Genomic DNA, 19,456 nt, shown 5'->3' on the forward strand with positions numbered 1-19,456 from the left:
TAGATTTCTCAATCTTTTAAAAAAAGCCCAGCTAAATAGAGGTAATCATTATGGTCTTCGGTTCAATACATTTACAGCTCCGGTAGCCTCAATGACGGCTCCTGTAATCATATCTGAATTTTCACTGCATAAAAACGCAATCAGTCTTCCAATATCTTCTCCCGTTCCGGATCTGCCAATCGGCGTCTCCGGATCTCGTATCTCTCTTGCCTGAGAAATAGTCGCTTCTTTCATCTCTCCTGTGATATTTCCAGGACAGATCATATTTGCTGTAATGCCGTATTCTGCTTCTTCAATGGCAATGGTTTTTGTTAGAGAAGCAAGCCCGGTTTTTGCTGCGCTGAAGGCTGAACGATGGAGCCAGCCGGATGATGAATCAGCTCCTTGAAATCCGTAGGTGATAATGCGCCCGTATTGCTGTTTTCGCATAATGGGAATCACTTTTTTCAGTAGATGAAAGACAGCAGTCAAATTGCCGTCTATCATTTCATGCCATTCCTCATCCAGATAATCAGCCAGTTTTTTTCTTTCAAATATGTAAGGGCCGGCATTATTTATTAAACAGTCGATGCGGCCAAACTTTTTGAATGCCTCATCAACTAAATAAAGCAGGTCTTCCTTTTTTGTTACGTCCCCTTTAATAAAGAGCATGCGGTCTTCAAGATGTGCATATTGTTTCTTTAGCTGCGCAGCGGCAGATTCATCACTGCGGTAATTAATTGTGACTGAGTAGCCTTTATTCAGGAACAGCTCCGTCACTTTTCTTCCTAAACCTTTTGAACCAGCTGTTATGATGGCATGTCTCAACGTTAAAATCCTCCTCGGTGCACCGGGATATATTAAACTTTTTATCTTTTTCATTGTAGTGAAATGAAAAGGATCTTACAATAACGAAAAGCGGAACCGCCCGTTTAGCTCCGACAGACAGATAAGAATTCGCCCGAAAAGTCCGGGTTTGACTTTTTGGGGGAATTTGTTCTGGCCGAGGAGCTGGGCGGTGGAGCTGGACATTACGAAAAGCGGAACTGCCCGTTTAGCTCCGACAGACAGATAAGAATTCACCCGAAAAGTCCGGGTTTGACTTTTTGGGGGAATTTGTTCTGGCCGAGGAGCTGGACATAACGAAAAGCGGAACCGCCCGTTTATCGTCTTCTGGCTCAGTTCACGGAATTCCTGCACAATATGCGATAAGATCTTTTATGGAATAAAAGGAGCGCGCTTTTTCTCTTCACCGGTGTGAATCATTACATCACTGTATTGTTCTGCCTTCAAACAATAGGAGGTACCATGATGATTGCTGCTTTCAGGCTGAACCTGATTCGCTCCCTTGCTATGCTGCTCGGTACAGGCATGGCGGCAATTGCCGCTGCAGGCTTCGATGCTGTAAAGAAAATCACAAGATCTTTTCTGCCTTTTTTGCTTGCTGGATAAGGATTTATTCTCTACTTGTATTTTACTACAAGGTCTGCAGCGCCTTCAGCATTTGATATGCCCGCAGAAACAAATTCTGCATTTTTGACAATGGCTCTTTATGCAAGCCTTGTTTTTGATCAGTATATTTAAGGTATCAGTGCTTCAGCTGATATGGGGAGATACGTAAAATCTCCTAAGCATGGCTTTTTTCGGCTTATACACCGGCAATTTTTTGGGAATTTTCCTGTCAGCATGCTTTGGTGCTTATAGTGCCCTTTATTATAACCAGCTGAATCCATTCATATCAGCAAGCTCTTTAACCGATCCCATCCCAATCGTGATGGTTATTTTACGTTGTTCACTTATATCCATGTTTTCCATTAATTTGAACAATGCTAATACAGGCGCCTTCAGCCTGCTGAATATATTCCCATCACTTGGAAGGCTGAAAAGTGCAGCTTTGTTCGGGATTGGTGCCGTATGCTTGAGCACATTACCTGCATTTGTCACTAAAGCTTCTTATTTCATTTCTTTGATGGGATCCATGATTATTCCATTATCTGCTGTTATCGTCGCAGAATTAGTTAAAAATTATTTAAAAACAGCACAGGTTTCCTCTTGCATGTTCTACTGGATCCTAATACAAACAAAAAAAGTCATCATGATTGATGACTTTTTCTTGTTTTTATACAGTTTCACTATTCTGTTTCTTCTTCTCTTGGCTGAAGATTTTCCTGAAGGAAATTTTGCTCGTATTGCTGCTCAACTACCCCGCTTGAATAAGCGTCTGTAATCAGCTGTGATGTTTCATTTTCACCTTCATAATCAAAATAGGCAGATTGATTTTTCGGATCTTTTTCTTTTCCCATCGATATCAGCTCCTCGTATTCAGATAGTGTGTCTATACTATCGTTTGTGAAAATGGACCTGTTTACGATGGTAAAAACTTCAAATTTCACAGTAATGCATTTTCAGCTTTAGCTATCGCTTCATTAACCTTTGAAAAACCGGTACCGCCATCACTGATTCTTTTTGCAACAGCAGTATATGGATCGATTGTTTCAAATATATCTGAAGAAAATAAAGAAGATGCATCCTGATATTCTTGTAGTGAAAGATCTTTCAAATAAATGCCTTTTTCAATGCAAGTATAAACAAGTTTCCCAACTACTTCGTGTGCTTCTCTGAAAGGCATGCCTTTTTTCGCAAGATAATCAGCAAGCTCCGTCGCATTTGAAAAGTCTTCTGTTGTAGCTTTCTTCATTTTCTCTTTTTTCACTTTCAGCGTTCCGATCATGCCAATAAATATTTGCAGACTTCCTTCTACTGTGCGGACTGTATCAAACATTCCCTCTTTATCCTCCTGCATATCCTTGTTATATGCGAGCGGCAATCCTTTTAAGGTCGTCAGCAAAGCAAACAAATGGCCATAAACCCGTCCCGTTTTACCGCGGATTAATTCAGCCATATCCGGGTTTTTCTTCTGCGGCATCATTGAGCTTCCCGTTGCGTAAGTATCATCAAGCTCTACAAACTGAAATTCCTGGCTGCACCATAAAATCAGTTCTTCGCATAAGCGAGATAAGTGCATCATCATCAGGGAACTGTTGCTTAGAAATTCAATGATAAAATCGCGGTCGCTTACTCCGTCAAGGCTGTTTTCATAAATCCCTTCGAACTCAAGCAGTTCAGCAGTTAAGTAACGATCAATCGGAAACGTTGTCCCTGCAAGCGCCCCGCAGCCGAGAGGCGAAATATTTATTCGCTTTAAGGATTCATCAAAGCGCTGTTTATCCCGCTCAAGCATCCAGAAATAGGCTAAGAGGTGATGAGCAAACGAGATCGGCTGTGCACGCTGAAGATGAGTATATCCCGGTAAAATCGTTTCTACATTTTCTTTTGCCTTTTCTAAAAGCGTTTGTTGAAATTCATTAATCAGCTGAGTAATTTCCTTTACATGATTTTTCAAATAAAGGTGCATGTCGGTAGCAACTTGATCGTTTCGGCTTCTGCCGGTATGCAGTTTCCCTCCGACAGGGCCGATTTCATCAATGAGCAGCTTTTCAATATTTAAATGTATGTCTTCATAATCAACAGAAAACTGGAGTTCTCCGTTTTCTGCCTTTTCTTTTAAGAGTAGAAGTCCTGTCTTTATTTGCTCTGCTTCAGCAGGTTCGATGATCCCGCATTGTCCGAGCATATGAACGTGCGCAAGACTTCCCTGAAGATCTTCTAGAACGAGTTCTTTATCGAATGAAATGGAAGCTCCAAATTCATCCACCCATTTTTCAGGTGTTTTTTGAAAGCGGCCACCCCACAGTTTTTTCATACGTTCACCTTCTTTTTTCCCTGTACCATGCTGCTGACTTTGGTAGGAAGTCCATAAAGAGAGATGAAACCGACTGCTGCCTGATGGTCAAACGAATCATCAGTTGTATATGTTGCAAGCTTTTCATCATAAAGAGAGTATGCAGATTTTCTTCCTTCAACAATGGCATGACCTTTAAAGAGTTTTACCCGAACCGTTCCTGTTACATATGTTTGTGTCTCTTTCAGGAAACCAAGCAGGGCATCCTTGAGGGGCGAAAACCATAAACCGTTATAAATGAGCTCTGTAAGCTTCATTTCAATAACAGGTTTAAAGTGTGCCACTTCTTTTACAAGAGTCAGATCTTCTAATTCTTTATGAGCTTTAAGCAGTGTAATTGCAGCCGGACATTCATATACTTCACGCGATTTAATCCCAACAAGGCGGTTTTCTACATGATCAATTCTTCCGACTCCATGCTTTCCTGCAAGTGCATTTAAATGAAGAATTAACTCTGACAGTGGATAAGACGCACCATTTAATGAAACCGGCACACCCTGTTCAAATTCGATTTCCACCATGTCAGGTGTATCAGGTGTATTCTCAATCGAATTTGTCAGGTCATATGCTTCTTCGGGAGGAGCTGCCCATGGATCTTCAAGAACTCCGCACTCATTGCTTCTGCCCCATAAGTTCTGATCAATTGAAAACGGACTTCCTAGATTAATTGGAATCGGAATATTATTTTCCTGTGCATATTGAATTTCTTCCTCACGCGACCAGCTCCACTCGCGGACTGGAGCAAGCACTTCAAGGTCAGGGTTCAAAGCTTTAATAGATACTTCAAACCGAACCTGATCATTGCCTTTGCCTGTACAGCCGTGCGCAACTGCGATGGCATTCTCCTGCTCAGCAACCTCTACAAGCTTTTTAGCTATCAACGGACGTGACAGGGCAGATATAAGCGGGTATTTGCCTTCATATAAAGCATGTGATTGAAGAGCAACCAATGCAAATTCATCAGCAAATTCTGTTTTAGCATCAATTACGTATGATTTAGAAGCTCCGACCTGCAGAGCTTTGCTTTGAATAAATGCAAGGTCTTTTCCTTCACCGACATCCAAACAGCATGCAATCACTTCATACCCTTGATCCTGAAGCCACTTGATTGCTACTGATGTATCTAAACCGCCTGAATAAGCCAATACTACTTTTTTATTTATATTCAACTTAATTTCCCCTCTCGGATGTATAAATATTAATTTTGATTTATATATATTCATTTGATAAATACTACTTTAACAAGTTATTCATAGTTTTTCAATAGGTTTCTCAAAACTTTTTATGAAATAATCGTGAATTTTATGCACGTGTCATGTAGAATAAAGGAAAGCTTACGCACGGGGGAATGACAATGAAACATTTTCGTTTTAGCGAGCGGCTTGGAATCTATTATCCAAACCTCGAAATGGAGTGGGAAAAGATTCACCCCCTTGAACAGGAAGCAATCCTGATGCAATGGGAAAAAATACGGGGAAGCATACCGGACCAAATCGCAAAAATAGAAGAACAGATTAACGCGAAACAGGATGAATTGAACAATGAAGAGGATTTTTCAAAATCCTGCAGGCTTAACGCCGAAATATCCGAGCACGCATCTATTATCAATGATTTATGGCTGTGGTTCAGACTTCATCAGCATGTATCAGAACGTGTGCATTATTAAAGTATAGAAATAAGATAATATGCATAAAAAAACATCACCTGAGACGGTGATGTTTTTTTATGATTATTTCAGATCTTTATTAACTTCTCTTACAACATGTCCCAATTCCGGTATGATCAGCTTTTCCATTGCCAGTTTAACAGCACCCGCAGAACCTGGCATAGAGAAGATAACTGTATCATCTGAAACGCCGCTTATAGCTCTGCTCAGGATGGCTGATGATCCAATGTCCTCCTGGTAGCTCAGCATTCTGAACAGCTCTCCAAAGCCTGGAATCTCTTTTTCAAGCAAGCTCTGAACTGCTTCAATTGTTACGTCTCTTTTTGCAATTCCAGTGCCTCCATTTAGGAGGATCACGTCAACCTCACTCGATTTGCACCCGCTGTTAACAGCGCTTTTAATTAACGTTTCTTCATCAGGAATGATTTCATATTGAACAACCTCATGACCTGCTTTTTTAATAAGTGCCGAGATTAGCTGACCGCTTTTATCCGTATTTGCCGTTCTAGTATCGCTGACCGTTATAATTTTGCAATATACCTTTGAAGGTGCCTGCAATTTATGTTCAATTGAACTCATAATCGGCCTCCTTTTTTTCAAGCAGCAGCCTGTAGCGGTAATATTGATGGGCAAAATCTGTAATTTGCCTTGTCAGCTGGTAATTGATTCCAGCCCCAATAGCCATACCTATCAATGGAATACCGCCAATCATCTTTTTTCGCAGCATGGATATAGCTGATACTTTTAAAAGCTGTTTAAGTAAATGATCAATGCTCGCCTGATTGGCAAGCTTGTCTTCTCCCTCATAAAAAAACGGATTTTCCTCTTTGTTATTCAGGTCATCTGTCAGATCAACCCATTGCTTATAGCGCAGATGCTTGGGAAGAAGTGCAGCATGATAAACTTTTAAAGATGTCATCATTTCAAAAGGAGAATTCACTTCATAGCCGTAGCTTAGAGCTGTCATTTGTACTGCACGCAGGTTTAACAGCATTTGAGCTGGAAGATCAATTCCCATTAATAGGAATCCCCCTGTCCCTGCTAAACCGCCTTGAACGAATGAATATAGACGATGCTTGGACAATTGTAAATCTGATATGTAATGCAGCTGATCTACACTGAGTTTTTTTAAATCATAAATGTGATGAATGTCTTCATCAAATGTTTTTGCTGTCATGAGCAGCTGCTGTCTTGCATCATGCTGCACATGTGAGTTTTGAATGAAAGAATGCAAATGAAAGAGGATATCGTCAAGCTTATCGAAGAATTTCCGTTTGATCGGCTCTGGAATGCCGTTAAGCTTTCGGTTTAGCCACTTGTCATACGTGCGGCCAAAATCTGAGCGAAGATCCTCCCTCAAGCGCTGTTCCCACACTTGTATTTCTGCAAGCAACTGACTTTCCCGATTTGATAGCGTCATTTTCCTTCCTCCCGTTTCCAGACATCTCCATTATTTATTTAATTATATCATATTGGATCATTTAGTTTCATTGATGATCACATGCTGCTTTTCAGCTCGAATCAATTTAATAAAAGACCTGCGGCAACATATAATATGGCTGCAGCTGCACAGCCGACTGCGGTAAAAGTCAATTTATAGCGGGCATACTCTACAACAGGCATCTCGAGGATTGATGCTGTAGTAATGGTAGTATCTCCGAGCGGTGAGGTCATGGCGCCAAATGCCCCGCTTGCAAATACCGCGCCCACTGTAAGCGGTATGGAAGCACCTGAAGCGACCGCAAGTGTCATCCCAAGCGGCATAAATAATCCCCACGTCCCCCATGAAGATCCGATAAAATAACCGACAGCAGAGCCAAGCAAAAAGATAATGGCCGGCACTAAGGAAGCAGGCAGAACGTTCCCAAGCGTCAAACTGATGAAATCAGAAAAGCCAATATCCTCGGCTGAAAGGGAAAGGGCCCATACTAAAATAAGAAGGATAATTGCTTGCATCATCTGATTGCCGCCGTCATAAAAATGATAGAGTGTTTCTTTCAGCGGGACTCGGCGTATGCTGTAAAACAAAAAGGTAATCACCAATGTCAAGAAGACAGCAAGCAGCATAACGAAGGTTGCATCCGCTTTTGCAAAAGATTGAAAAACTGTATTTCCGCCCTTTTCAGTGCCATCCTGCCAAAGCAGAAACATTGATAGTCCAAGAAGAAAAAATAAAGGGACTATTAAATGCCAGGGTTGAGCTTTTACTTCTTCCAGCTCTTGCTTAAGCCCTATTCCATGATAGGGGTGCTCTTCTGCCGCTGCCTTTTGTTTTTTTGCCCTGCTCTGTTTTTTAGATTTTCTGAACGTGCTGATCAGTCCAAGAAAAAGCATGACAATTGCAAAGAAATTAAAAGGTATGCTTGAGAGGTAAATTTGATAGGGATAGAGGTCCAGGTGATTTCTTTCAATTCCGCTCTCTACCAATGAAAGCATAAAACCAGTAAATGCAGTGCCTGCGGGCAATAAAACAATTGTAGAAGCAGTTGAAACATCCATTGTAAAACCAACTTTTTGTTTTGACAGTTCGGTTTTTTCCATAAGTGACTTAATGACTGGCCCGATCATCATAATCCGAAACATCGGCATCATGAAGGTAAAGGGCAAAGACAGCCAAATAATGCTTAACAGCCCCCGTTCTGACTTTACTTTCTTTCCGACCCACTCTGAGAACCCTTTAATTCCTCCGGAAATTTTCATCATTCCGACTAACCCGCCAAATAAATACAAAAAAACAATAATTTTCATATTTGTATCATCCGCCAGCGTTTCGAGAACATAATTCAGTACTTGCTGCAGACCTCCTAAAAGTTCTGCCTTTACAATAAAAGAACCTGCAAGCAGACCAAGTACGAGTCCGGGCAAAATTTCTTTCAGCCATATAGATAGTGCAATAACAATTAAAAACGGAACAAGTGAGAGCCAGGCGTATTCCAAACAGATTGCTCCTTCCTTTCATGCATTTTTTTATTAGTGTGCCAAAAACATGGCATTTCCACTAATGCATTTAGTTTGCATATAAGGAAGAATTCAAAAAAGACAGCCATCAATGATGACTGCCTTTCTATCATTCCATTTTATTTAGCAATGCGTTCAACATCACGCGCAATCATAACTTCCTCATTTGTTGGAATAATGATGACTTTTACTGGTGAATGAGGATAGCTTACGAACGCCTCTTCGCCGCGAACCTGATTAAGTGCAGGATCCCAGTATACACCCATGAATTCTAATCCGCGAAGTACACGTTCGCGAATATCGATGCTGTTTTCCCCGATTCCAGCAGTGAAGATGATAGCATCTACACCTGACATGCGCGCTGCATAGGAACCGATATATTTGTGGATTCTGCTTGCAAATACTTCTAATGAAGTTCTTGCACGATCATTTCCCCCTTCTGCAGCTTTTGTAATGTCGCGCAGGTCGGATGATAATCCTGAAATTCCAAGCAGACCGCTTTTTTTGTTTAAAATGTCCAATACTTCAATAGCAGAATGACCTGTTTTCTCCATAATGAATGGAATTAAAGCAGGATCGATATTCCCTGAACGAGTTCCCATCGCTACACCAGCAAGCGGGGTAAAGCCCATTGATGTATCAATGGATTTTCCGCCTTCAATCGCAGCAATACTTGCACCGTTCCCTAAATGACAGGAAATAAGACGAAGCTGTTCAATCGGACGGCCTAATAATTCAGCTGCTCTTTCTGAAACGTACTTATGAGATGTTCCGTGGAAACCGTATTTACGAATGCCGAATTTCTCATAATACTCGTATGGAAGGCTGTATAAGAAAGATTGTTCCGGCATTGTCTGATGAAAAGCTGTATCAAAAACAGCTACAGCAGGCACGTTTGGAAGAACCTCTTTAAATGCTTTGATACCGACAACGTTAGCCGGATTATGAAGAGGAGCAAGTTCTGATAGCTCTTCAATTTCTTTCAATGTTTCAGGAGTAATAAGTACGGAATCATCGAATTTTTCTCCGCCGTGAACAACACGGTGGCCAATTCCTTCAATTTCATCCAACGAACCGATTATTCCAAGCTCTGTTAATTTAGAAAGCAGGATTTTAACAGCAACAGCATGATCTGGAATATCTGTTGTCTCTGTTATTTTTTCCCCGTTTACTGAAATCGTAAATACGGCTTGATCTAAACCGATTCGTTCTACAAGACCAGCCGTTAAAACGTCCTCAGCCGGCATTTCGAATAATTGGAACTTCAAAGAAGAGCTCCCTGCATTAATTGCAATTACTTTTGCCATTATGTTTACCGCTCCTTTTTATATAAAGCACTTTGCATATTTAATAAGAAATTGTTCTCTTCCTTATTCTTTACAAATGAACCAGAATATTATCTGACTTTCTCATTTAAACATTGCATGTCAGACATTTCAAGTACATTTCCAGCTTGCAATCGTTTGCAGGATATATTCATTTTATTCAGATATTTCAAAGGAAAATGAACCTTTCAGGTCATTTAAAATTAATACAAAGGCAGAGTTTTAAAATGTGTCCAATCATTCTTTTTTTACATCTGAGACAAGTGCTCATCTAAGCAAAAAAACGGGGAGACATCTGCTGTCTTCCCGTTTTTTTCCAAGCTGATTGAAGCAGTAAATTTAATTTTTCATCCTAAACTCACTTTTTATTTTCTGCAAACCAGCTGTCCAGCTGTTTCATAATGGACTGCATGCCTGCTTTATCTGAAAACTTCGGAAGTTCGGCAAGCATTGCGTGTTTAGGAGCAGTGACGCCTTCTCCCTTTTTCTGAAGGATAAAAATGCTTTTAGCATGCTGTTTATCTTTGAACAAAGACTCTGGCAACTGAAGAAGGCCTTGTACTATGACATGCTCTTTTAAGTATTCCTTTAGCTTTGGTGCTTCTTTTGATTCAAATAAATGATTTGGCACGATAAAGAAAAGATATCCTCCTGCTTTTGTGTACTTAATGCTTTGCTCAATAAAGAGATGGTGGGAATAAGAGTGGCCGCTGTCAGCCTTGAGTTCAAATTTATCTGCACCAACATCATTCGGATAATAGCCGATCGGCAAATCACAAATGACATAATCAACAGGATCAACATAGAGTGGTTCCAGAGAATCCTGATTGTAAAACTGAACGGAGTGCTCTCCAAGATTTGCATTTAAAAAAGCAAGCTTTATAAGAAGGTCATCTACTTCTACGCCAAAATTTTCTGTTTGCTCTTGTTTCAAGTGATTTAGAACAGTTGTTAATAAATTCCCAGTCCCCACAGCTGGATCGAGGAGGGAGATTTCCTTTTGATCTGAAGCAAATTTATTAACTAGATATCCGGTGAACAAGCCAACCGTATCAGGAGTCATTTGGTGATTGGCATGAGCGCCTTCTTTCAGCCCTTTTAAGATAACGAGCTGGAACGCTTTGCGGATTTCTTCTTTTTCATATGAACGGATATTTAATTGCTCATATTTCTTTGCAAGGTTCTTTTTGGCGATTTCGCTCATTTCCTCCTGAAGTACTTCATTTTGAAATAAATTCTCTCCAGTTTCGGCAACTGCCTCTATATATGTACAATTTAATTCTTTTGAAATTAATTCAGCTGATTCATTCATCAAACTAAACAGCTTCTCTACTTTCGAAACGGCTTGCATGGTCGTTTCCTCCTTCAATGTTCGTATCCCCCATTCTACTGATCGGTATTATATATTTCAAGCAGCAAACACCATGTCCTGCTTTTTTTGCAAACAAAAAGAACCTCAGTGCCCCGGGGCCATGAGGTTCTTTTTGGCAATTATCAGTTTGCAGCTTTAGCAGCCTCAATTGCAGCATCGTAATCAGGATGATCTGTTGCTTCACTTACGTATTCAACGTATGTCACTTTATCATTGCTGTCAACTACAAATACAGCACGTGCCAGCAGTCTTAATTCCTGGATATGTACACCGTATGCTTCGCCAAAAGACAGATCGCGGTGATCAGAAACCGTTTGGACATTTTCAATGCCATTAGCTGCACACCAGCGCTTTTGAGCAAAAGGAAGATCTACACTGACAGTTAATACTTTTAAATTATCCAATTTAGCTGCTTCTTCATTAAAACGGCGTGTTTGTGCATCACATACACCCGTATCAATAGAAGGTACAACAGATAGAATTCGGACTTGACCTTTAGAATCAGATAATGAAACTTCAGACATATCATTTGCAAGCACAGTGAAATTTGGAGCCGTGTCCCCAACCTTTACCTCATTGCCAATAAGCGTTACCGGATTTTGTTTAAATGTAATAGATGCCATAAAAAAACTCCTCCCCATTAAGTATGTACAGTGTTAATATAGCTTGAATAAAGCGCGTTTGCAATGTTTACGCCTGTCTATTTACAAAATATTTAAATTATTATACGGGAAATAAACCTTTAATCATCAAACATATGACGCGGATTTCATTAAAAAGTGCCAGTCAATTAAATGACAGGCACCTGTTATTAAATATTAAAATCTTCTTTTTGCTGCTGCTGAGCACTTGATTGATTTTGATCACTGCGATTTTTTTTGAAAATCCCCTGAATTTTCTCTACCGCCTGAGGAGCAGTATCCAGAATTTTTTCGTATAAATGCGTGCTTTCATCTAAATGCAGCATCTTTACGCCATTTGTGCCAACAATTAAAAATGCAATCGGAGTAATGGAAACACCGCCGCCGCTGCCTCCGCCAAAAGGTAATTTATGACCGCCTGCTGACCCGCCTGTTCCTGTTCCAGAATGATTTTTTTCCTCGCTGCCTGAGGCGTTAAATTCACTTCCGCCAGCAGCAAAACCAAAGCCAACCTTTGAAACGGTTAAAATGACGCTGCCATCAGGTGTTTCTACAGGATCACCAATGATAGTGTTTACATCAATCATTTGTTTCAGGTTTTCCATAGCTGTTTTCATAAGTCCTTGAATCGGATGATCACTCATGATAAGTAGCCTCCTCTAAGCTGGTTTATTTTTCTTTTCTTTAGAAAGAAAAGAAAGTTGCTGATTAATAAAGGTTGGACGTCCGCCTCTCCAATATTTGAGCAAGCGTAATCCCGCTACCATAGCATGCCCGGTTCGAAAGTGAAGCATACATGAAAGGATTGTTTTTGAACTCTTTTGATAAAAATTTGGCTCAATTGATATAATTGGCTGGCTTTTCAGTTTCATATATCCACTGATAACCGCTACCGCTGCTCCTTTTATTGTCCAGCCCGGGCCAATAAGCATACCTGTAGTCGCAGCATCTCCGGTCCCTAACTGAGAGCGCCATTCAAATTTAACAATTTTCACATGCTGTAAAAATTTTCGGATAATAACATGTAAATGAACAATATGCTCAGTCAGTTCTTTAACATCTTTTATACTCGTCAAAAAATCATCAGGAGAGATTTTTTCATCTTTTTCTTTCGGCTTGCCCGCCTTACCCATTTTTTTCTCTTCCTTTAAAATGAGATTTGGTCCATTGGGGTCTACTTTTATTAGAGGGATTTTAATAGTATATTTCAGCAGCCCGAATAAAGCTTTCAGCTTGACCTTTATTTCATCATCGTCACCTACATGTTTTAAATCGAAAATAACCGTTATTTTCATAGTAAGGAAAAGAAAGAACAAAAAAAGTGCACATGCAATAATCCAGATCCATAACACCTTCATTCACAACCTTTCAATCTTTCATTATCACCCTCCTAAAAAAAAATAAACCTGCAGCCGTTAATCGGCAGCAGGTTCATGTTTTTTCATATATTCCGTTATAACAGCTGTATCTGCAAAGAGATCATGTACTCCCTGCTTTTTAGGCGTAAAGGCAGTGACAGCATATCCGATCCATGTGAATTTCGAAATGAAACGTCCGATCAGCTCTCTGAAAAATATGGTACTCCACGACAGCTTTTCTTGCTTAAGAGATATAACCTTAAGCCCAAAAACCATTTTCCCCAATGTCTGCCCCAAATACTTTGTCATCAAGACAAAGTACAAGTAGAAAGAGACAGCCGTACAAATTTGGATGGGGGAGAAAATGAAATTGTCTGATGTGGGCACCTCAAGCCAAGTAAACAACGGATGAAAGACGATGCGATTTACGCTTCCAATGACAATTAAATCAATTAAATATGCCCAAAACCGGAGCCAAAAGCCTGCGTAATGAATATTCATTACTGGATGGCTTTCTTCTATTCTCTGAAGAGGCTGCTCATGGTTATGTCCTTCTTCATACGTAGCATCCATTTGCAAATCCTCCTCTTATTCTGAATAAAGGTACATCATCCGCGGTGAATTAGATTGTGAGAAAAAGCGGTATAATCCCATCAGCTCAAATTCCTCGCTGAACACTTTATTGGCGCCAAGCGCAAGCAATGAATCGAGGCCTGCACTAGTTTCATATTCAATAACGTGAGCACCCTCTAACTTGAGATCTTTTTTCATACCTTTAAGTGCATCATCGGAAAAACCCAGTTCATCAATTAAGTTTAATTCCTTAGCCTGACGTCCATCATAAATTCGGCCATCAGCAAGTTTGCGCACTTCCCCGTCAGACAAGCCGCGCCCGTCGGCGATCACATCAACAAAGCCCCGATATGCATTATCAACCATCGCCTGCAGAATTTCTCTGTCTTCAGGCGTCATTTCACGTGCAGGAGACATAATGTCTTTAAACTCTCCGCTTTTCACCGTTTCAAATTTTACGCCGTACTTCTCTGCCAGACCGCTGTAGTTAATGCCCTGCATAATAACTCCTAATGAGCCCGTCAATGTATCAGGCGCCGCATAGATTTTATCAGCTGGAGCTGAGATATAATATCCTCCAGAAGCAGCAGTGGTACCCATAGAAACATAGATACTTTTCTTATGTTTTTCTTTTGCCTCGATTAAATGCTTATGTATTTCTGCACTTTCAACGACTCCTCCACCCGGAGAATTCACTTTCAGCATAATGCCGCGAACACTTTTATCTTTCGCAGCAGCATCAATCATATCTAAAAATTGCTGATGCTGATAACCTGCAGTTTCAAAAAATGAAGTGACATTTTCGCCTGTATCCTGAATCACTCCGTTCACTTCAAGGACAACAATTTTTTTAGATTCATTTCCAGGTTCCAAAACCGTTTCTGTAAACTCTTCATTTGCAGTTAGGGCATTTGTAAAAGCATTGCTGTTTGCCAAAGCCATATTGGTTAAGCTGACTACTATTGAAATACCAAACAGGACAGCAGCAATGACAAGGGCCCCCCATCGTTTTCCATTCATGATGATTCCTCCCTGATTTTCGCAAGACATAACTGTTTTCGCATTTTATTGTTGTTTTTTTCACATAAAATTTTGTTCCCTTTTGCGGACTTATCTTAAGCTCTTGAAAACAACCTTTTTTTACGAAAAGCGATCATAAAAAAACGTGCAATTCTTTCAATATTTATGTTAAAAATGGTAAACTAAACACCATAAAGTATTGTAACACCATTTGCTAAGATTGTGTAACTTTTCCAACATTAAGGAGGACTAACATGACAGATAATCGCCGCAACGTTTATTTTTATTACAAAAAAGAGGACGAACTAGTACAAAAAGTGAAAGGGCTTACCTCTCTTGCTGAAGAACAGGGATTTAACGTTGTACCTGATTCAAAGCAGGCAAATATTATCGTAAGCATAGGCGGTGACGGCACGTTCCTTCAGGCTGTAAGAAAAACGAATTTCAGAGATGACTGTCTGTATGTAGGTATTTCTGTTAAAGGAACGGTAAGCCTATACTGTGACTTTAAAGTTGAAGAAACAGATAAAATCATTGAAGCAATGAAAGAAGCGCAAATCGAAGTAAGACGCTATCCGATTCTCGATGTTACAATTGACGGCCACACGACCTTTCAGTGTCTGAATGAATGCTCCATCCGCTCTGGCATTATCAAAACATTTGTCATAGATGTTTTCATTGACGACCTTCATTTTGAAACATTCAGAGGAGACGGCATGATTATTTCCACGCCTACAGGTAGCACCGCCTACAATAAATCTGTACAGGGTGCTGTAGTCGATCCGCTCCTTCCATGTCTTCAAGTAAGTGAGCTTGCGTCACTTAATAACAATAAATATCGAACACTCGGATCTCCATTCATCTTAAGCGCAGACAGAAAATTGACTCTGAAAATTGTCCAGGATGGTAATGACCATCCCGTAATCGGCATGGATAATGACGCACTAAGCATCCGCCACGTCGAAAAAATTGATCTGTCACTAAGTCACTCCATTATTAAAACGGTAAAACTAAAAGATAATTCATTCTGGGAAAAAGTGAAGCGGACGTTTTTATAATTAGAAAAACGGAACCGACTGTTTAGCTCAGGCATGGAAGCTAAGGAATCCCCGAAAAAGTCCGGGTTTTACTTTTTCGGGGAATCTGCTTATTTAGCGGAAATCCCAGTTTTATTAACGGTAATTTGATTTAATTTAGCCGATTTATTGAATTTATTAGCCGACGTTTTTTTATCTATTCGCCTTTATTATTCAGGATCTTGCTAAATCCTAATTTCCCAGCAGAAATGGCCTTTATTTAGCCAAGGTTCAGCTTTCTTTTGATTCGAAAATTGGCCGAACTGAGTATCACTGAAAGCTGTTCCAGCAGTCAAGAATAGAGAAAGACATGCAGCTTAATTTGCATGTCTTTCTCTATTATATACAATGGTATTGTCTACAACCGTCATAACCACTTCTGTTTCGAGCAGTGCGTCCTCTTTAAAAATATCCCGGTTCAGCACAGTGAAGTCAGCTGAATATCCCTTTGCAATACACCCGCGGTCATTTTCGTGATGGATGGCATAAGCACTGCCTTTTGTGTAAAGCTCTACTGCTTCATACACAGAAAGCTTCTCTTCAGGCATATATACTTGATGATCGTAAATACTCTCTCTCTTAACTGCTGAATAAATTCCGAGAAGAGGATCAATGGGCTCAATAGGGGCATCTGAACCTCCTGCACATTTTAATCCTTCTGATATCATCGTTTTCCAAGCGTAGCAATCCTTCATTCTATCCTCACCAATTCTGTCAATCACCCATGGAAAATCACTTGAGACGAACCTGGGCTGAATATCCAAAATGATCGGCAGTTTTTTAGCTCTTTCAATTAAGTCTCTTCTTAAGATTTGGGCATGTATGAGCCGGTCATGCTGATTCTTTTTCACAGGAGGATATGCTTCAATGGCATCAAGAGCCTTTTCGAAAGCTAAATCGCCAATTGTATGAATAGCTGCTTCCATTTCGTAGGATCTTGCTGTTTGAATCAGGCGTTTCAGGTTTTCATCAGAGTGAATGCTTACTCCGTTTGTATCAGGATCATCCTCGTAAGGACTGCTTAATAGAGCTGTTCTGCCTCCAAGCGCACCGTCTGCAAAGAGCTTCATTGCCCCAAATTCAATAAATGGCCCTAGATTTCTTTCCTTTTGCATAAATTCATCTGCCACTAAATGATGGACAAGCAAATGAGCTCTGAATTTCTTTTTTTCATGATTCATGACTTCATCATAAGCATGCAAAGTATTTTCAAGACTGCCATAATAGGCCAAATCTTCAGTATGTCCGCCTACAAGACCTTTTTTGTGGCAATCCTCTATCGATTTCATCAATGCTTCTTTTAAGTATGCAACAGACACTTGAGGCTGCGCCTGAAAAACAAGTTCCTGTGCCTGATCAAGCAAGTAGCCTGTAGGATTTCCGTCAGGATCCTTTACGATAACTCCGCCTTCAGGGTCCGGGGTTGCAGGTGTTATTCCGGCAAGTTCCATTGCTTTGGTATTAACGATGACTGCATGATGGCAAATTCGTTTAAGCATCAAAGGGTGAGTGCAAGTTACTTCATCAAGCTCTCTGCGATGAATAATTTTTTTATCTTCAAACTGATTTTCATTCCACCCTTCACCAACAATCCACGTTCCCGGCTCAAGTCCTTCTGCCTTCTCGCGAAGACTCTGAATGACCTGATCAGATGAAGTCATGCCAGTAAAATCCAAACGGATCAGTTTTTCACCATGACCCATTAAATGCATATGGCTGTCTGTAAATCCTGGAATCATGATGCTGCCTTTAAGATTTATTTCATCCGTGCACGGGTAATCAGCCCGGATCTTTTCCTCATCCCCGGCAGCAACTACAAGGCCATTTTCAACATAGACCGCTTCAACCGTATCGTTTTCTTCTATTAAAGTATAAATTGTTCCGCCAAACCAAAGCGTGCCCACGGTGACATTCCTCCAGCTTTCTTTTTCAATATATGTTATCACTCGGCACATGGAAAAACCAGACAGAGTCATCCATCTGGTTTATTTACCTATTATGCTTCTGCAAGCTCTTTCTGCCTTAATTCAATTCTTCTGATTTTGCCGGAGGTCGTTTTAGGCAATTCAGATACAAATTCAATTTTACGCGGGTATTTATAAGGGGCTGTCAGCTCTTTTACATGATCCTGTAATACAGGTATCAGTTCCGGCGAGCTCTCATCCACATCATCCTGCAGGACAACATACGCTTTTACGATGCTCCCGCGAAGCTCATCCGGACTTGCGACAACAGCGCACTCTTTTACAAAAGGATGCTTGACGAGTGCGTCTTCAACCTCAAACGGTCCAATTGTATATCCTGAACTGATGATGATATCATCCCGTCTTCCCTCAAACCAGAAATAGCCGTCTTCATCTGTTCTTGCTCTATCCCCGGTAATATAATAGCTGCCTCTAAATTGCATAGCCGTTCGCTCGGCGTCTTTATAATACTCTTTAAATAAAGCTGGTGTATCAACATGGACCGCAATATCACCTACATCTCCAACTTTGCAGATGTTTCCTTCATCATCAATGATTTCGACCTTATTTCCAGGAGTAGGCTTGCCCATTGAGCCTGGCTTTACTTCCATGCCCTTCATCACACCTACAAGCAGGGTATTTTCCGTCTGTCCGTATCCATCACGCACTTCGATGTTAAAGTAATTTCTAAATGTATCAATAACTTCCCTGTTTAAAGGCTCACCAGCTGAAACAGCACTGTGCAGAGAAGGAAGAGAGTAGTCTTTTAAATTGTCTACCTTAGCCATCAGACGATATTCAGTCGGTGTGCAGCATAATACGTTAACTTTATAATCCTGCAGCAGCTGAAGATATTTCTTAGGTTCAAACCGCCCATTATAGACAAGTCCTGTTGCACCTGATCCAAGCACCGATAAGAAAGGACTCCAGATCCATTTTTGCCAGCCCGGTCCTGCCGTTGCCCATACCACATCATTTTCTTCAATGCTCAGCCAATTCGCAGCTGCTGTTTTTAAATGAGCAAAAGCCCAGCCGTGTGTATGTACGACCCCTTTGGGATTGCCCGTGGTGCCTGACGTGTAGGATAAAAAGGCATGACTGTCCCTTTTGGTCTCCGCAAGCTTTAGCTCCCCTGATTCCTTAGCTGCTTCATCTTCAAGAGAGTACCAGCCTTCAGCTTTTCCTCCAATTGAAAATTTATGAAGGGAATCAAATTCATTTATTCCTTTGCATTCCTCTGTGAAATCCGTATAAGAGATGATGGCTTTCACATCTCCGTGGGTCACACGATATTGAAGATCTTTTGTGCGCAGCATTTCCGAGCTTGGGATGACAACAAAGCCAGCCTTTAATGCTCCTAAGTATGCTGCATATGCTTCAGGAAAACGGGGAATGATGACAAGAATTTTGTCTCCCTGTATTAGACCTTTATTTAATAAAGCGCTTCCAATTCTATTTGCTTTATCAAGAAGCTGTCCGTATGTAAGCTCTTCTTTATCGCCTTTTTCATTCTCCCACTTCAATGCGATCCGGTCTGCATCTTTTGCATGCTTTTCTACTTCTTCTACTAGGTTATAGTTTTCTGGCGCAATTAGCTCATCTCTCAACATTTTGACCCCTCCCTTGTTATCTCACAGTAAATTATACATAATTTTTTAACATTTTTGAATATTATTGCAACATATCTTATATTTTATTGAAATCCTAGTTTAAACAGCTCCA

The 19,456-nt window shown here is 40.5% G+C and carries 20 protein-coding genes; 3 read left to right on the plus strand and 17 right to left on the minus strand.

What is annotated here, in order from left to right:
• Nucleotides 1-48: 48 nt before the first annotated feature.
• On the minus strand, nucleotides 49-807 hold the full coding sequence (locus tag QLQ22_RS19275) for an SDR family oxidoreductase (RefSeq protein WP_223437206.1): 759 nt from the start codon (nucleotides 805-807) through the stop codon (nucleotides 49-51).
• Nucleotides 808-1,290: 483 nt separating this feature from the next.
• Between QLQ22_RS19275 and QLQ22_RS19280 the strand changes: the two genes are divergently transcribed.
• Entirely contained in the window at nucleotides 1,291-1,431 is a 141-nt protein-coding gene (locus QLQ22_RS19280; protein WP_284015361.1) for a hypothetical protein, read from the plus strand.
• Between the two features lie 261 nt (nucleotides 1,432-1,692).
• On the opposite strand, the gene QLQ22_RS19285 is transcribed toward QLQ22_RS19280, so the two are convergent.
• From QLQ22_RS19285 to QLQ22_RS19300, 4 genes are all read right to left on the minus strand, one after another.
• Nucleotides 1,693-1,923: a hypothetical protein gene (locus tag QLQ22_RS19285; protein ID WP_284015362.1), complete on the minus strand. Its 231-nt coding sequence runs from the start codon at nucleotides 1,921-1,923 to the stop codon at nucleotides 1,693-1,695.
• A 188-nt stretch (nucleotides 1,924-2,111) separates the two neighbouring features.
• Nucleotides 2,112-2,282, minus strand: coding sequence for a hypothetical protein (locus QLQ22_RS19290; RefSeq protein WP_223437213.1), 171 nt, complete (start codon nucleotides 2,280-2,282; stop codon nucleotides 2,112-2,114).
• A gap of 86 nt (nucleotides 2,283-2,368) precedes the next feature.
• A complete protein-coding gene (gene argH, locus QLQ22_RS19295) occupies nucleotides 2,369-3,742 on the minus strand; it encodes an argininosuccinate lyase (protein WP_284015363.1) in 1,374 nt (457 codons plus the stop codon).
• Nucleotides 3,739-4,950: an argininosuccinate synthase gene (locus QLQ22_RS19300; protein ID WP_223437217.1), complete on the minus strand. Its 1,212-nt coding sequence runs from the start codon at nucleotides 4,948-4,950 to the stop codon at nucleotides 3,739-3,741. The genes argH and QLQ22_RS19300 overlap by 4 nt, the downstream gene beginning before the upstream one ends.
• Nucleotides 4,951-5,135: 185 nt before the next feature.
• Here QLQ22_RS19300 and QLQ22_RS19305 point away from each other — a divergent pair, with 185 nt between their 5' ends.
• Complete coding sequence (locus QLQ22_RS19305) at nucleotides 5,136-5,447, plus strand: hypothetical protein (RefSeq protein WP_223437219.1); 312 nt, start codon at nucleotides 5,136-5,138, stop codon at nucleotides 5,445-5,447.
• Nucleotides 5,448-5,510: 63 nt separating this feature from the next.
• On the opposite strand, the gene QLQ22_RS19310 is transcribed toward QLQ22_RS19305, so the two are convergent.
• The 10 genes from QLQ22_RS19310 to sppA form a co-directional block, all read right to left on the minus strand.
• Nucleotides 5,511-6,026, minus strand: a complete 516-nt coding sequence (locus QLQ22_RS19310) for a MogA/MoaB family molybdenum cofactor biosynthesis protein (RefSeq protein WP_284015364.1) — start codon at nucleotides 6,024-6,026, stop codon at nucleotides 5,511-5,513.
• Complete coding sequence (locus QLQ22_RS19315; protein ID WP_223437223.1) at nucleotides 6,013-6,867, minus strand: EcsC family protein; 855 nt, start codon at nucleotides 6,865-6,867, stop codon at nucleotides 6,013-6,015. The genes QLQ22_RS19310 and QLQ22_RS19315 overlap by 14 nt, the downstream gene beginning before the upstream one ends.
• 101 nt (nucleotides 6,868-6,968) lie before the next feature.
• Nucleotides 6,969-8,384, minus strand: coding sequence for a Na+/H+ antiporter NhaC family protein (locus QLQ22_RS19320; RefSeq protein WP_223437225.1), 1,416 nt, complete (start codon nucleotides 8,382-8,384; stop codon nucleotides 6,969-6,971).
• Between the two features lie 140 nt (nucleotides 8,385-8,524).
• A complete protein-coding gene (locus QLQ22_RS19325; protein ID WP_223437227.1) occupies nucleotides 8,525-9,712 on the minus strand; it encodes an acetate kinase in 1,188 nt (395 codons plus the stop codon).
• 376 nt (nucleotides 9,713-10,088) lie between these two features.
• Nucleotides 10,089-11,081, minus strand: a complete 993-nt coding sequence (locus QLQ22_RS19330) for a class I SAM-dependent methyltransferase (protein WP_223437229.1) — start codon at nucleotides 11,079-11,081, stop codon at nucleotides 10,089-10,091.
• Between the two features lie 143 nt (nucleotides 11,082-11,224).
• Complete coding sequence (tpx, locus tag QLQ22_RS19335) at nucleotides 11,225-11,725, minus strand: thiol peroxidase (RefSeq protein WP_223437231.1); 501 nt, start codon at nucleotides 11,723-11,725, stop codon at nucleotides 11,225-11,227.
• Nucleotides 11,726-11,913: 188 nt separating this feature from the next.
• Nucleotides 11,914-12,387, minus strand: a complete 474-nt coding sequence (gene ytfJ, locus QLQ22_RS19340; protein ID WP_223437233.1) for a GerW family sporulation protein — start codon at nucleotides 12,385-12,387, stop codon at nucleotides 11,914-11,916.
• A 15-nt stretch (nucleotides 12,388-12,402) separates the two neighbouring features.
• A complete protein-coding gene (locus QLQ22_RS19345; protein WP_284015365.1) occupies nucleotides 12,403-13,101 on the minus strand; it encodes a DUF2953 domain-containing protein in 699 nt (232 codons plus the stop codon).
• Nucleotides 13,102-13,158: 57 nt separating this feature from the next.
• Nucleotides 13,159-13,674 carry an RDD family protein gene (locus QLQ22_RS19350; protein WP_223437237.1) on the minus strand — a complete coding sequence of 172 codons (516 nt, stop codon included), beginning with the start codon at nucleotides 13,672-13,674 and terminating at the stop codon, nucleotides 13,159-13,161.
• Between the two features lie 15 nt (nucleotides 13,675-13,689).
• Entirely contained in the window at nucleotides 13,690-14,694 is a 1,005-nt protein-coding gene (gene sppA, locus QLQ22_RS19355) for a signal peptide peptidase SppA (RefSeq protein ID WP_223437239.1), read from the minus strand.
• 254 nt (nucleotides 14,695-14,948) lie between these two features.
• Here sppA and QLQ22_RS19360 point away from each other — a divergent pair, with 254 nt between their 5' ends.
• Nucleotides 14,949-15,752 (plus strand): NAD kinase, encoded by an 804-nt coding sequence (locus tag QLQ22_RS19360; RefSeq protein WP_223437241.1) that lies wholly within the window; start codon nucleotides 14,949-14,951, stop codon nucleotides 15,750-15,752.
• Between the two features lie 335 nt (nucleotides 15,753-16,087).
• Here QLQ22_RS19360 and QLQ22_RS19365 read toward each other — a convergent pair whose 3' ends face one another.
• Together QLQ22_RS19365 and mbcS are read right to left on the minus strand one after the other, a co-directional pair.
• Nucleotides 16,088-17,674 carry an amidohydrolase gene (locus tag QLQ22_RS19365; protein ID WP_284015366.1) on the minus strand — a complete coding sequence of 529 codons (1,587 nt, stop codon included), beginning with the start codon at nucleotides 17,672-17,674 and terminating at the stop codon, nucleotides 16,088-16,090.
• A gap of 92 nt (nucleotides 17,675-17,766) precedes the next feature.
• Nucleotides 17,767-19,344, minus strand: a complete 1,578-nt coding sequence (gene mbcS, locus QLQ22_RS19370) for an acyl-CoA synthetase MbcS (RefSeq protein ID WP_284015367.1) — start codon at nucleotides 19,342-19,344, stop codon at nucleotides 17,767-17,769.
• Between the last annotated feature and the right edge of the window lie 112 nt (nucleotides 19,345-19,456).

The sequence above is a fragment of the Metabacillus hrfriensis genome (assembly GCF_030127205.1).
Classification (GTDB): Bacteria; Bacillota; Bacilli; order Bacillales; family Bacillaceae; genus Bacillus_P; species Bacillus_P dongyingensis.